The 13,737-nt window shown below is 64.4% G+C and carries 14 protein-coding genes; 8 read left to right on the plus strand and 6 right to left on the minus strand.

The genetic code is table 11. From position 1 onward, the window contains the following. The first annotated feature begins 38 nt into the window (after nt 1-38). Together AC0L23_RS22540 and AC0L23_RS22545 are read left to right on the plus strand one after the other, a co-directional pair. On the plus strand, nt 39-1,256 hold the full coding sequence (locus tag AC0L23_RS22540; RefSeq protein ID WP_026233810.1) for an OpgC domain-containing protein: 1,218 nt from the start codon (nt 39-41) through the stop codon (nt 1,254-1,256). A gap of 46 nt (nt 1,257-1,302) precedes the next feature. Further along, complete coding sequence (locus AC0L23_RS22545; RefSeq protein WP_026233811.1) at nt 1,303-1,791, plus strand: DUF2059 domain-containing protein; 489 nt, start codon at nt 1,303-1,305, stop codon at nt 1,789-1,791. 49 nt (nt 1,792-1,840) lie between these two features. Here AC0L23_RS22545 and AC0L23_RS22550 read toward each other — a convergent pair whose 3' ends face one another. Next, on the minus strand, nt 1,841-3,043 hold the full coding sequence (locus tag AC0L23_RS22550; protein ID WP_085361651.1) for an ABC transporter substrate-binding protein: 1,203 nt from the start codon (nt 3,041-3,043) through the stop codon (nt 1,841-1,843). Between the two features lie 211 nt (nt 3,044-3,254). On the opposite strand from AC0L23_RS22550, the gene AC0L23_RS22555 reads away from it, so the two are divergent. Then, nucleotides 3,255-4,868 carry an acyl-CoA synthetase gene (locus AC0L23_RS22555; protein WP_085361678.1) on the plus strand — a complete coding sequence of 538 codons (1,614 nt, stop codon included), beginning with the start codon at nt 3,255-3,257 and terminating at the stop codon, nt 4,866-4,868. A 10-nt stretch (nt 4,869-4,878) separates the two neighbouring features. Here the strand turns inward: AC0L23_RS22555 and AC0L23_RS22560 are convergent, their stop codons facing one another. Continuing rightward, entirely contained in the window at nt 4,879-6,081 is a 1,203-nt protein-coding gene (locus AC0L23_RS22560) for an MFS transporter (protein WP_085361650.1), read from the minus strand. A gap of 189 nt (nt 6,082-6,270) precedes the next feature. Here AC0L23_RS22560 and AC0L23_RS22565 point away from each other — a divergent pair, with 189 nt between their 5' ends. The 3 genes from AC0L23_RS22565 to AC0L23_RS22575 all read left to right on the plus strand — a co-directional run bounded on the left by AC0L23_RS22565 (nt 6,271) and on the right by AC0L23_RS22575 (nt 9,207). Then, nucleotides 6,271-7,074, plus strand: a complete 804-nt coding sequence (locus AC0L23_RS22565; RefSeq protein ID WP_018459445.1) for an MBL fold metallo-hydrolase — start codon at nt 6,271-6,273, stop codon at nt 7,072-7,074. A 153-nt stretch (nt 7,075-7,227) separates the two neighbouring features. After that, on the plus strand, nt 7,228-8,244 hold the full coding sequence (locus AC0L23_RS22570; RefSeq protein WP_085385073.1) for an alpha/beta fold hydrolase: 1,017 nt from the start codon (nt 7,228-7,230) through the stop codon (nt 8,242-8,244). 15 nt (nt 8,245-8,259) lie between these two features. Further along, nucleotides 8,260-9,207 (plus strand): fatty acid desaturase, encoded by a 948-nt coding sequence (locus AC0L23_RS22575; RefSeq protein ID WP_018459447.1) that lies wholly within the window; start codon nt 8,260-8,262, stop codon nt 9,205-9,207. Nucleotides 9,208-9,275: 68 nt separating this feature from the next. Here AC0L23_RS22575 and AC0L23_RS22580 read toward each other — a convergent pair whose 3' ends face one another. Beyond that, nucleotides 9,276-9,509, minus strand: a complete 234-nt coding sequence (locus tag AC0L23_RS22580) for a hypothetical protein (protein ID WP_018459448.1) — start codon at nt 9,507-9,509, stop codon at nt 9,276-9,278. Nucleotides 9,510-9,608: 99 nt separating this feature from the next. Beyond that, nucleotides 9,609-10,628 (minus strand): helix-turn-helix transcriptional regulator, encoded by a 1,020-nt coding sequence (locus tag AC0L23_RS22585; protein WP_085361649.1) that lies wholly within the window; start codon nt 10,626-10,628, stop codon nt 9,609-9,611. 81 nt (nt 10,629-10,709) lie between these two features. Here AC0L23_RS22585 and AC0L23_RS22590 point away from each other — a divergent pair, with 81 nt between their 5' ends. Next, the gene (locus tag AC0L23_RS22590; RefSeq protein WP_085351830.1) at nt 10,710-11,354 is read left to right on the plus strand and encodes a glutathione S-transferase family protein; all 645 of its coding nucleotides are present in this window, start codon (nt 10,710-10,712) and stop codon (nt 11,352-11,354) included. Between the two features lie 17 nt (nt 11,355-11,371). Continuing rightward, nucleotides 11,372-11,806, plus strand: coding sequence for a DUF6157 family protein (locus tag AC0L23_RS22595; RefSeq protein WP_085351688.1), 435 nt, complete (start codon nt 11,372-11,374; stop codon nt 11,804-11,806). Here AC0L23_RS22595 and AC0L23_RS22600 read toward each other — a convergent pair whose 3' ends face one another. Continuing rightward, complete coding sequence (locus AC0L23_RS22600) at nt 11,807-12,592, minus strand: enoyl-CoA hydratase/isomerase family protein (protein ID WP_085351689.1); 786 nt, start codon at nt 12,590-12,592, stop codon at nt 11,807-11,809. Nucleotides 12,593-12,622: 30 nt separating this feature from the next. After that, nucleotides 12,623-13,732, minus strand: a complete 1,110-nt coding sequence (locus tag AC0L23_RS22605) for a cyclic nucleotide-gated ion channel (protein ID WP_085351831.1) — start codon at nt 13,730-13,732, stop codon at nt 12,623-12,625. Nucleotides 13,733-13,737: the final 5 nt, after the last annotated feature.

Genomic DNA, 13,737 nt, shown 5'->3' on the forward strand with positions numbered 1-13,737 from the left:
GCCGCGACGGCGCGACGCCCACCGAACGAGGCGGGGCCATGATCACACGGGACCAGTCAGCGCTGCTCGCGCCGGTCGAGCGGGATTTGCGACTCGATCTCTTCCGCGGCATCGGTCTGTGGATGATCTTCCTCGACCACATTCCGCACGACGTCGTGGCTTGGCTGACCTTGCGCAATTACGGCTTCAGCGACGCCGCCGAATTCTTCGTCTTCATCTCCGGTTATCTGGTCGGCTGGATCTACGGGCCGATCGTCGCTGGCGGCTGGTTTCTCGCCGCGCTGAAGCGGCTGTGGCGGCGCGCGGTCGAGATGTACGTCGCCCACATCATGCTGTTCCTGCTGTTCACGGCGCAGATCGCCCGCACCGCGCGCCGCTTCGACAATCCGATGTACGAGCACGAGTTCAACGTGTTCAATTTCCTGTCGCATCCGGACGAGCTGATCGGGCAGGCGATCCTCCTGAAGTACAAGCCGGTCAATCTCGACGTGCTGCCGCTCTACATCACGCTCGTTTTCGCCTCGCCTTTCATCGTGTGGTGCCTGGTGCGCCGGCCGAACCTGACGCTCGCCGCATCCGTGGTGCTCTACGTGCTGGCGCGCTGGTTCGACTGGAACGTCGCCTCCTATCCGCCCGGCACGCACTGGTACTTCAACCCGTTCTGCTGGCAGCTGATGTTCGTGTTCGCAGCCTGGTGCGGCATCGGCCAGATCGACAAGATCGCGAGATGGGTGTGGTCCAGGGCGGCGATGGCGCTGGCCGCGGCCTGGCTCGCCTTCGCGCTGCTGATCGTGATGACCTGGCACGTCCCCGCGCTCGATGCCCTGACCCCGAAATGGATGATCAAGGCGATCTACCCGATCGACAAGACCGACCTCGACATGCTGCGCTTCACGCATTTCCTGGCGCTGGCGATCTGGGTGACTCACCTCATCTCGCGCAAATGGCGGACCCTGCACGGGGCCTGGCTGCGCCCTGTGATCCTCTGCGGCCAGCATTCGCTGCCGATCTTCTGCCTTGGCGTCTTCCTGTCGTTCTCGGCGCACTGGATCCTGACGCAATACACCAAGGGCGTCTGGGAGCAGCTCGCGGTCTCCGTCGTCGGCATCGTCATCATGATCGCAGCCGCCTGGCTGCTCGACCGGACCGAACGGGTGCCGAACCTGTTCGTGAAGGTGACGGAGATCGAGGAGGCCGACACCGTCCTGGAAAGCGCGCCTGCGGACAGGTCTGCCGTGGCGCCCGCGGGTCGTTGAGTATCGCCGGCCTGCATTTTCGCGGAGAGATCCAACGGAGGGGTTTATGTCCAGACTTGTGTTGACGATCGCCGGCACACTCCTGCTCCTGATCTCGGGTGCATCGGCGCAAGCGCCCTCGCCGGAGGCGATGAGCGCGGCGCGCAAGCTCGTGGTCACCTTGAAGATCGCGGATCAGTATCGCGCGCTGTTGCCGCAGCTCCTGCTCAAGCTGAGGCCCTGGGTCGCGCAGGACAGGCCGGAGATCGAGCGCGATTATGACGCGGTGACGGCACCCGGCTCCGAGATCTACACCCCGGCCCTCACCTCAATGATCGACCAGGTCGCCGCTCTCTATGCGCAGAGCTTCAGCATTGACGAGCTGCGCCAGATCGAGGCTTTCTATGTCCAGCCAGCCGGGAAGAAGCTTCTGGAGAAGTCGGATGCGCTGGCGCAGGCCAGCGCGCAGATCGGTCAGGACGTCGGTCAGAAGACGGCCGACGAGTTGAAGCAGCGCCTCATCGAGGCGCTGCGACAGAAGGGGCACAAGCTCTGAGCCTGTACCGACAGCGCTAGCGAACCTACGCCTTGTCCGTCCTGTTGGCTCACTTCACAAGAGGGCAGCCGCCGTCCTTCAGGGGCCGGAAGGCCTGGTCGGCAGGGACTTCGGCGAGCAGCTTGTAATAGTCCCACGGGCCTTTGGACTCCTCGGGCTTCTTCACCTGGAACAGATACATGCTGTGCACCATGCGGCCGTCTTCGCGTAAGCTGCCGTTGTCGGTGAAGGCATCCTTCACCGGCAGCTCGCGCATCTTGGCCATCACGGTCTTGGTGTCCTTTGTGCCAGCGGCCTGCACCGCCTTCAGGTAGTGCAGCGTCGCGCTGTAGGTCGCCGCCTGGTTCATCGTCGGCATGCGCTTGACGCGCTCCATGAAACGCTTGCCGAAAGCGCGGGTCTTCTCGTTGAGGTCCCAGTAATAGGCCTCGGTGATGATCAGTCCCTGCGCGAGCTTCAGCCCTAAGCTGTGCACGTCGGAGATGAACATCACGATCGCAGCCAGGTTCTGGCCGCCGGCGACGATGCCGAACTCACCGGCCTGCTTGATCGCATTGATGGTGTCGCCACCGCCGTTCGCCAGCCCGATGATCTTGGACTTCGAGGCCTGGGCCTGCAGCAGGAATGAGGAGAAGTCCGCGGTGTTGAGCGGATGCTTGACGCTGCCGAGCACCTTTCCGCCGGCCGCCTTCACCACGTCGGAGGTGTCGCGCTCGACTGAATGACCGAACACGTAGTCCGCCGTGAGGAAGAACCAGCTATCGCCGCCGTTCTTGACGATGGCGCTGCCGACCGTGTGCGCGTTGGCGTAGGTGTCGTAGGTCCAGTGCGCGGTGTAGGGCGAGCAGGACTTTCCGGTAATGTCGGAGCTTGCCGCATCCGTCACGATCATGATCTTCTCATACTGCTTCGACAGCTCCATCACTGCAAGCGCAGTGGCCGAGGTCGGCAGGTCGATGATCATGTCGACGCCCTCGGTCTCCCACCACTTTCGCGCGATGGTGGAGGCGACATCGGGCTTGTTCAGCACGTCGGCGCTGACCATGTCGATCGGCTTGCCGAACATCTGCCCGCCGAAATCTTCGATCGCCATTTTGGTGGCCTCGACATTCCCCTGGCCTCCGATGTCGGAATAGACTGAGGAGAAGTCGGAGAGCACGCCGATCTTGAGCGGTGCCTGCTGGGCGAGAGACGGGCTGATTAGAAACGCAGTCAATCCGGCCGCTAGGGTAGCACAAATAATCCGGCACATGGCATTTCCCCCTAAGTTTTATCGTTGATGCACGAGGCTAGATTTGCCTCCCTGAAGCGTCAACTCTTGCGTAACGGCGCCGCGCTCGCTGGGTGATTTGACGCGGCCGGTCCCGCCGACTACGCTTTTGCAAAGACGAGAACCGTGTGATGCCATGGCCTGACCTGTGCTGGGCGGCCCTCACGCAAAGAGAAAATTCAGGGGAATGGAAATGACCGGCGATATCGCAGCCACCATCTCGAAGGCCCGCGAGCATTCCATCGGCGACCTCCTGCGCCGTGCGGCGGGCCGCGATCCGGGCAAGCTCGCGGTGAGCTGCGGCAATGTGAGCTGGACCTTTGCCGAGATGGACGCGATCTGCAATCGGCTCGGCCGTGGCCTGCTTGGCCTCGGCGTGAAAAAGGGTGACCGCCTCGCCGTGCTCTCGCGCAATTCGCATGCCTTTGCGGCGCTCCGGTTCGCAGTGGCCCGGATCGGCGCGGTGCTGGTGCCGATCAACTTCATGCTCAATCCGGACGAGATCAATTTCATCCTGAAGAGCTCCGGCGCAAAGCTGCTCGCGGCCGGCCCTGATTTCGTCGAGTCCGCGCGCGCGGCCAGCGCCCGGGATTGCGCGGTCGAGAAGATGATCTGGCTGCCGGGTGAGGATCCCGCCACGGCGCCAGCGGGCCTCACCACCTTCGCCGATCTGCTCGATGCCAACGGCTCGTACCTTGGGGCCTTCGTCGACAGCCGCGATCTCGCGCAGATCGTCTACACCAGCGGCACGGAGTCGCTGCCCAAGGGCGCGATGCTGACCCATGAAGCCGTGATGTGGCAGTATGTCAGCTGCATCATCGACGGCGGCATGAGCGTGGACGACAAATTCCTGCACGCCCTTCCGCTCTATCATTGCGCGCAGCTCGACGTGTTCCTGGGGCCGCAAATCTATCTCGGCGCCTCCGGCGTGATCACGGGCAAGCCTGCGGCCGACAACATTCTCTCATTGATCCAGACGCACAAGATCACGTCGTTCTTCGCGCCGCCGACGATCTGGATCGCGATGCTGCGCTCGCCCAATTTCGACAAGACGGATTTGTCCACCTTGCAGAAAGGCTATTACGGCGCCTCGATCATGCCGGTGGAGGTGCTGCTCGAGCTCCAGCGCCGCCTGCCCAGCGTGAAGTTCTGGAATTTCTACGGCCAGACCGAGATCGCGCCGCTCGCGACCGTGCTGGGTCCTGCGGACCAGCTGCGCAAGGCCGGCTCGGCCGGCAAGCCCGTGCTCAATGTCGAGACCCGCGTGGTCAATACGTCAATGGAGGATGTGAAGGTCGGCGAAGTCGGCGAGATCGTGCACCGCTCACCGCATCTGCTCTCCGGCTATTACAACGATCCGGTCAAGACGGCGGCGGCGTTCTCCGGCGGCTGGTTTCACTCCGGCGATCTCGCCACTGTCGATGAAGAGGGCCACATCACCGTGGTCGATCGCGTCAAGGACATGATCAAGACCGGCGGCGAGAACGTCGCGAGCCGCGAGGTCGAGGAGATGGTCTACCGCATCCCCGCCGTGTCCGAGGTGGCGGTGGTAGGCCTGCCCGATCCGCGCTGGATCGAGGCGGTGACTGCGATCGTCGTGGTCAAGAGCGGGGAGAAGCTCGACGAGGAGTCCGTCATCAAGCATTGCGCCGGCCAGATGGCGCATTTCAAGGTGCCCAAGCGCGTCATCTTCGTCGATGCCCTGCCCAAGAACCCGAGCGGCAAGCTGCTCAAGCGCGAGCTACGCCAGCGCTTCGTCGGCGGCGAGACGCTCGACAAGGCGATCCAGAAGAATTTTGGCACGTGAAGCTCGCGCCTCAATACTTCTTCACGTGGGCGCCGAACGCGAACCACAGCGCCATGGACGCGAGGCCGAAACCGCCGAGCAGCAGGAATGTCGGGCCGTAGCCGATCCATTGCGCGATCCAGCCGCCAAGCGCGGGGCTGAGGCTCGCGCCGACACCCTGCACGGTGATCACGGCACCCTGGCCGAGATTGATGCGGCCGGTGCCGTTGAGCGAGCGCGCGACCATGCCGGGGACGGCAACCGTCTGGAGTCCGGTGCCCAGGCCGTCGAGCACCTGCATCGGTACGACGCCCCACCATCCCGTGACGAAGAAGGCGAGCACGCCGCGGATGGGCAGGAACATGAAGGAGACAAGAATGATGGGCCAGTAGTTGCGCTTGCTCGCCGCCTTCATTGCGATCAGCGACGTGATGACCATGATGCCTTGTGCGATCACCACGATGGTCGCGACGAAGCTCGGGCCGTTGGCCTGGCCCTCGGCGACCGCCGCCAGGCCATAGAGCGGAACGATGGCGGCATTGCCGAGATGGAACAGCGCGAGCGCCAGTGCCAGCACCAGCAGTGCACGATGCTTGAGCAGCATCGTGAGCGCGTCCGGCGCGCTGTCGGGATCGTCCTCCTTGCTGCCGCGCGCCGCGCGATCGTCGATCGCCTTGGCCGGGATCATCATCACACAGGCGATCGCGATGGCGCCGAACACCGCCGCCAGCACGAACACCGAGACATAGCCGAACTTGTAACCGAGATAGCCCGACAGCGCGGCGCCGACCATGTTGCCGGCGTGGTTGAAGGCCTGGTTGCGGCCGTTGAGCGCGTTGAAGCCCTTCTGCTTGGCGATGCCGAGCGTGATGCCGGTGACCGCCGGCACGATCGCGGCGCTCGCCAGCGATTGTGCGATCTGCGAGAACGTCACCGCCCAGAAATTTTGCGAGATCAGGATGATCGCGGAGGCGAGCACCACGCAGATGCCGGGAATCACGACCCACATGCGCTTGTTGCGGCTGGCGTCGATGAAGCCGCCGATCGGCGTGGTGATCAGCATGCCCGCGACATTGCCGATCGTCATCGCGGTACCGATCAACCCGCTCGCCCAGCCGCGCTCCTGGAGGAAGACGCCGACGAAAGGGCCGATGCCCGACTGCATGTCGGCCATGAAGAAGTTGAGAGCGAACAGGGGCCAGATACGAGACGAGGAGGGGGACCGCGATGTCATCGATGCCAAAACGTGGTCTCAGCCGGGATACGGCGGGTGGGACATGATCCTTTCAGCCAATCGTTCTGGCGCGGACGAGGCATTAACGAGTGCTGATCGGGTTGGTTCCAGGCGTGCGCAGGGGCGGGCCTTGCAGTCACGGCCAGCAATTCCTTATTGACGTTGGATTGTCTCTGTTGGGAGTACGGCATGCCTCTCTGGACCTGCGAAACCTGCGGCGCGCAATTCCCGGATGGCGAAAATCCGCCCGCGGCCTGTCAGATTTGCGAGGACGAGCGGCAATACGTCGGTTGGAAGGGCCAGACTTTCCTCACGCGCGAGGCGCTCTCGGAACGTCACTGCCTGGCCTGGCGCGACGATCTCGGCTTGACCGGCATCGCGCTCGAGCCAAGTTTTGCGATCGGCCAGCGGGCGCTGCTGGTGCCGCTCGCGGACGGCTGGCTGATGTGGGACTGCGTACCGCTGGCGACGCCGGAGGCGATCGCGCATATGCGGTCGCTCGGCGGGTTGAAGGCGATCGCGATCTCGCATCCGCATTACTATGGCGCGCTCGCCGACTGGAGCGAGGCGTTCGGCGGGGTGCCGGTCTATTTGCACGCCGATGATCGCCAATGGGTGACGCGTCCGCATGCGTCGATCGTGCACTGGACCGGCGAAAACCATCGCATCTCCGACGATGTGCTGCTCCTGCGCACCGGTGGTCACTTCGCCGGCGCCACCATGCTGCACCATGCGAGGGGTGCGGACGGCAGGGGCGCGCTGCTCACCGGCGATATCGCGCAGGTCACGATGGATCGCCGCTTCGTCAGCTTCATGTACTCATATCCGAACTACATGCCACTCAATGCCGCCGCAGTGCGACGGATTGCGGCTGCCGTCGAGCCGCTGGCCTTCGATCGCATCTACGGCGCCTGGTGGGACCGCAACATCGCCGCAGGCGCCAAGGCCGCCTTCGCGGCCTCTGTCGCGCGCTATCTGGCCGCCATCGCCTGAGCCGGCTCGCGACCGGATTTATCTTGCTGATTCACAATAAATGGACTATAAGTACAGTATTAAGCGTGACGCGCCGATGCGTCTGCGGGACCGGCATGATCGATGCATCGCTGTGTCCGCGGCGCGCTTGCCGCGTGAGCGGGAGTTCGGTCCATGACGGCAGGGCGCGACTACGAGATCTTCGAGGCCGGCGACGTCAGGCTCCAGTCCGGGGACGTCGTCCCTTCGCTCAAGCTCGCCTACAAGACCTACGGCACGCTCGGTCCGGACAAGGACAATGTCATTCTCTATCCGACCTCGTTCAGCGCGCAGCACACCGACACCGAGTGGCTGATCGGCCCCGACGGCGTGCTCGACCCCACGCGCTACTTCATCGTGATTCCGAACCTGTTCGGCAACGGCCTGTCGTCCTCGCCGTCGAATACCGCCGCGCCGTTCCCGATCGTGAGCTATCACGATGCCATCGCTGTCCAGCATCGGCTGCTCACCGAGCGGTTCGGCATCTCGAAGCTAGCCTTGGTCTATGGCTGGTCGATGGGCGGCATGCAGGCCTATCACTGGGCGGCGCTGCATCCCGATATGGTCGAACGGGCGGCCGTCGTCTGCGGCAGTGCCCGTTGCGCGCCCTATAATTACGTCTTCCTGGAAAGTGTGAAGGCCGCGCTGACCGCCGATCCCGCCTTCCGTGACGGCCGCTTCGCCGAGAAGCCCGTCGCAGGCTATCGCGCCATGGGGCGAGTCTACGCGGGTTGGGCGATGTCGCACGGTTTCTATCGCGACGAGATCTGGCGCGAAGCAGGCTTCACCTCGTTGGACGACTATCTCGTCCGTGCATGGGACGCGGCGTTTGCCCGGCGCGATGCCAACGATCTCCTGGCGCAGATCGAGATCTGGCAGAACGGCGATATCAGTCGCTGCGCCACATTCAACGGCGATTTCGATCGCGCGCTCGGTGCGATCACGGCCCACATGCTGCTGATGCCCGGTGCGACCGACCGCTATTTCGACGTCCTCGACAACGAGGACGAACTCGGCCGGCTGGTCAATGCGCGCTCTGCGGTGCTGCATCCGATCCCGTCGCTGCACGGCCATCGCGCCGGCAACCCGATCAACAATCCGCGCGATCGGGCCTTTATCAAGGCCGAGATCGCGGAGCTTCTCGGCAAGTAGGGCAGGCATCCGATCATGAGCGACGCAACCGTTTCAGACTCCGGCCATCGGCTGAAGCCGTTGGCGCCGGCGATGCTGCGTGAACTGTCGGTGCGGTCCAACCTCAGGGGCGCCGTGCAGAGCCTCGGCCATTACGGCATGGTCGTACTGGTCGGCGCGCTGATCTGGCGGGTCTCGACGACCTGGGGTATCCTTTGGGCGTTGCCGCTGATGGCGGTGCAGGGCTATCTCGTCGCCTTCCTGTTCATGGCCGTGCACGAGACCGCGCACAAGACCGCGTTCAAAAGTCGCGGTCTCAACCTCGTGGTCGGCTATCTCTCGGGCTTCATCATCGGCTTGCCCTACGAATATTATTGCCTGTTTCACTGGGACCATCACCGCTACACCCAAGACCCCGAGAGGGACCCGGAGCTCGTCGTCGGCGTGAAGCCGAAATCCGACACGCAGCTCGCGCTCGCCTATAGCGGCGTGCTTCAGGTCGCCGGCCGCCTGTGGCTGATGCTCGGCCATGCCGTCACCGGCAAGGTCGTCGTGCCATGGATCCCCGAGAACAGGCGCGCCATCATCGTCACCGAGGCGCGCGCCTATGTCGCGCTCTATGCGCTGCTGCTCGTGCTGTCGTTGTGGTTCTCGTCGGCGCTGCTGCTCTGGGTTTGGATCGTGCCGTTGATCATTGGGCAGTTCTTCCTGCGTCCCTATCTCTACGCCGAGCACACCGGCTGCGAGCGTACCCGCAGCGCATTCCAGAACACCCGCACCACCTACACCGGCGCGATCGTCAAATGGATCGCGTGGAACATGCCCTACCATGTCGAGCATCACGCCTATCCCTCGATCCCGTTCCACGCACTGCCGAAGCTGAACGGGATCGTCGACGGCGAAATCGTCCATCGTGGCCGCGGCTACATCCGGACGACGCGCGAGACCTGGGCCTGGTTTCGGCGACATAGACAGGCCGGCTAGCGGAAGAAAGATCGACGCGCAAAGCCCCGATCGCGGTGCGATCGGGGCTTTGTCGTGAATGCGGGATATCAGTAGATCCCGTACGCGCAGACGTTCACGACGCGGACGCGCAGGCCGTGGCGGGTCTGGACGACGCGCTCCTGATAGCAATTGTTGACGCCGCTGTTGACGTAGACCCCGCCAAAGCCCCAGCCGTGACCCCAGTGATGGTGGAAGCCGTGGGCCGACGCGGCGGTGGGGGCGAGAGCGGCAACGCCGAGCGAGCCGGCGGCGATCAGACCAAGTGCAAGCTTACGAAACATTTTCATTCTCCAGTTTGGCGTAAGGGCCGTTGTTGTGTCCCTGCATCTCGGTCGAGCCGAAACGCGAATGCGTTCATGCGGCGCGGGGAGAATCGTGTTTCAGGAGTGTTTCGTCGGTCGCGGCGCGTCGCGCCGCCGTCCTGTTTTCCGCGCCGCGCGATAGCGCACAGCCATCGCCTCTGTCAGCTCGGCCATCTTCTCGCGCAGGTCGGCCGGCTCCAGCACTTCGGCCTCGGGCCCGAGCCGCAACAATTCGGCGGCGGCATGCCATGACGTCTTTCCGGTCGGCACTCTGGCAATGCGCCAGCCGTCCGCATCCGCGGTCTCTTCGAGCTGCGTACGCGCCCTGACGTAAGGCTGGCTCAGTGCATCGAGCAGTTTCACGCCGAAGGGCGACAGCCGAACGATCGCGACATTGGGATGCATCTCGGCCTCAAGACGCAGCGTTGCATCCCGCCAATAGCCGGCGAGATCGAAACCGGCGGGCCGCTCACACCGATCGTCGAGCGCGGTGCAGTCGAGCACGCGCGCGACGCGATAGGTCCGCACGCTGCCGTCGACCAGACCTGCGAGATACCAGCTGCCCCCTTTCAGCACGAGACCGAGCGGCGCGACGCGACGCTGCTTCTCGGCGCGCCAGCTCTGGTAGCGGATCTTGATCAGTGTCCCGCGCAGGGTCGCGGCGGCGATCGTGCGCAGATGCTTCGGTTCTTCCGCCTCGCCGAACCAGCCCGGCGCGTCGAGGTGAAAGCGCTCCTGCATCCGTCCGGCGTCTTCGCGCAAATTGGCGGGCAGCGCGGCCATCAGCTTGTTCTGTGCGGCGATCATCGCCGCATCCAGCCCGAACGCCGCCGCTGGGCCCGGCAATCCCCCCAGAAACAGCGCTTCCGCCTCGCTCTGCGACAGACCGTTCAGCCGCACGCGATAGCCGTCGAGCAGGCGATAGCCGCCCTCCGCCCCGCGGTCGGCATAGACGGGGACGCCGGACGCCGCGAGCGCGTCGATGTCGCGGTAGATCGTGCGCACCGAGACTTCGCAGGCCTGCGCGAGCTCGGGCGCGGTGACCTGCCCCTTGGCCTGGAGGGTGGTGAGGATCGACAGCATCCGGCTCGCGCGCATGATTCCTTAAACCATACCTGACACAGGATGTCAGGTATGGTCCGCTACAACGCCATCGCCAGCCGGCAGATGGAGACCGCCATGACTGATCCGAACCGCATCACGCTGTATTATTCGCCGCAAACCCGGGCCACCGGCACGCGGGTGCTGCTGGAGGAGCTGGGGGCGCCCTATGATCTTCATGTCCTCAACATGAAGGCCGGCGAGCAGCGCCAGCCGGCCTATCTCGTCGTCAACCCGCTCGGCAAGGTGCCGGCGATCCATCACCGCAACGCGCTGGTGACCGAGCAGGTCGCGATAACCATATATCTCGCCGATTTGTTTCCGCAGGCGGGGCTGACACCCGCGCTGAACGATCCGCTGCGCGGCCCGTATCTGCGCTGGATCGCCTATTACGGCGCCTCGTTCGAGCCGGCCCTAATCGACAAGTTCATGCAGCGCGAGCCGGCACCGATCACGCAATCGCCGTATGCCGACTATGACATCATGCTCGGCGCGCTCGAGGCGCAGCTGTCGAAGGGACCGTATCTGCTCGGCGAGCGCATGACGGCCGCCGACGTGCTGTGGGGCGTCGCGTTCAGCTGGACCATGATGTTCGGCATTGTGCCGAAAAAGGACGTGTTCGTCCGCTATGCCGAACGCATGACCTTGCGGCCCGCGTTCCAGCGCATCAACGCGGCGGACGCTGAGATGGCGGCGCAGCATGCTGCGGCGGCTGGCGGTTGAATGAACCGGGGTTGCAGATGACGAAGCCGGTGCACACGACCAACTGCTTCAACACCTTCATCCAGGTTGCTGAAGATTGTCCTGCGCGTACCGGCGAAGAGCCGCCGCTGCGCGCGGGAAAGCCGACGGTGGCGTGTCTGCAATACGGGATGATCGCCAAGGCGCCTTACAAATACACGTCCGACGACGTGATCTTCGCGACGTCTGCGCCGGGACGCGAACTCGCCGTGAAGGCGACGAAAACGGAGAAGCAGGCGGCCCGCGAAGCGTTCTTCTCCCGAGGGCAGGCGTGCATGAGGGCGTCGAGCCTGGGTAAGCGCTTCGGCTGGGGCGTTCATGCCGATAGCAAGGGCCGGATCGCGATCTATCCCATCGAGAGCAAACGCTACAAGGCGCTTGCCCGCGATCCCAGGCTCACGCAGGTGCGCGCGATGCGGTCGAAGCGGGCCTGATCAGAATTTCGGCGGTCGCTTCTCCGCGAACGCCTTGATGCCTTCCTTGATCTCGTCGCCGCGCATGCTGTCGCGGTGACGCTGGTCGGCGGCCTGCTGATCGAGTTCGCCGCGGGCGAATTCGTTGATCGCGCGCTTCATGCCGCGCATCGCTTGCGGCGCGTTGCCGGCGAGGACCGCAGCGAGCCTGTCGACCTCTTCGTCCAGAAACTCCAACGCCACCATGTCGGTGAGATAGCCTATCCGCAGCATCTCCGGCGCGCTGATCTTTTGCGCGGTCAGGAACAGTTTTTTTGCATTGTCGACGCCGAGCCGCGTCACGTAACGCTTGATGCCGCTGCTGTAGTAATGCAGCCCGAGCCGTGCCGCGGGCATGAACATCTCGGCGGTATCGACGCCGATGCGGAAGTCGCAGGCAAGCGCGAGGTCGGTCGCGCCGCCATAGACGCCGCCGTTGAGCCGGCAGATCGTGGGGACGCCGAGATCCTCCAGCCGGTTGACGACCACCTCGAACGCCGATCCCGCGCTCTGCTGCTCGTTCGCACTGACCGCGCGCTCGGCAACGGAATTGAGGTCATAGCCCGCGGAGAAGGCGCGCCCCGTGCCGGTCAGCACCAGCACGCGGATAGCAGGATCGGCCTCGACCCGGTCGAACAGTTTGACCAGTTCGCCGAGATCCTCGGCCTGGAGCCGGTTGAGATGTTTGGGCCGGTTGAGGCGGATGGTGGCGCGTGCGCCAACGAGTTCGAGCACCGGGCCAGTGGCTGCGTCGGCTGTGTCCGACATTCTTGTCTCCATTTATTTGCTTGTCGCCATTTATTTGTTTTCGAGCGCGCGCCGCTTCGCCTCGGCATCGATGGTCTCGGCGAGATCGGGATGCCGCGCCATCAGCACGCGGAAGTCGACGAGGTCGAGCACAAGAAGCCGCGACACCTTGGTGGTCGAGACGTTGGCGCCGCGCAAATTGTTGCCGAGCAAGGCCATCTCGCCGAAGAAGGCGCCATCGCCGAGCCGCACCTTCTTGCCGGGCAGGTCGACCTCGACCTCGCCGGCGGCGATGAAATACATGCAGTCGCCCTGCGCACCCTTGCGGATGATCATGGTGCGCGCCGGCAGCTCCATGGTGCGCAGCATGTGGGTGACGTCGGCGATGGCGGCCGGTCCAAGCGCTGCAAAGAACGGCACCTTGCTGACGGATTCCCAAGTCTTGAGGAAATTGTCGCGCCGGGTCTCCGCGGCAAAGCCGGTCGCCAAAATACCGGTCCAGAGGCCGAACACACCGAGGCCGGAGATCATCACCAGCGCCGCCACCATGCGGCCCAGCGGCGTCACCGGCACCACGTCGCCATAGCCCGTCGTCGTCAGGGTTGCGACGGCCCACCACAGCGCGGCCGGCACGCTGCCGAACGTCTGCGGCTGCACGTCCCGTTCCAGGAAATATTCGGCAACCGAGGCCAGGAAGACCACCATCAGGAAGATCACGAGCACGCTGACCAGCGGCCCCGATTCCAGCACCAGCACGCGGCGGAGCTGCCGCAGGCCGGGAATGCCCGGCACCACCTTCAGCACCCAGAGCACGCTGAGCAGCCACGCCGTCCTGGGCTCGATCCCGAGAATCAGCGCGGCCGGCACGGCCAACGCACCGACCGCGTCGACCAGCCCGGCGGAGGAGGACATGTAGAGTGCAAGGCGCCCCTGTCGCGTCATATGGCGCAGCCGGACCACCCATTCGTATACGAAGTACACGAGACAGGTCCAAAGCAGGGCGTCGACCCAGCGATGTGCCGTCTCATAGGCCGGGTTGACCGTCAGGAGCACCATGGCAAGCACGCCGACGGCGACGGCCACATAGGCCGCCCTGGTCATGTTGCGGCCGGCCGTGGCGGCCGCGAACTGGGCCAGAGCGGAGATCAGCGGCTTGGACATGCGGG

This window comes from Bradyrhizobium sp. MI1.4, assembly GCF_055811315.1.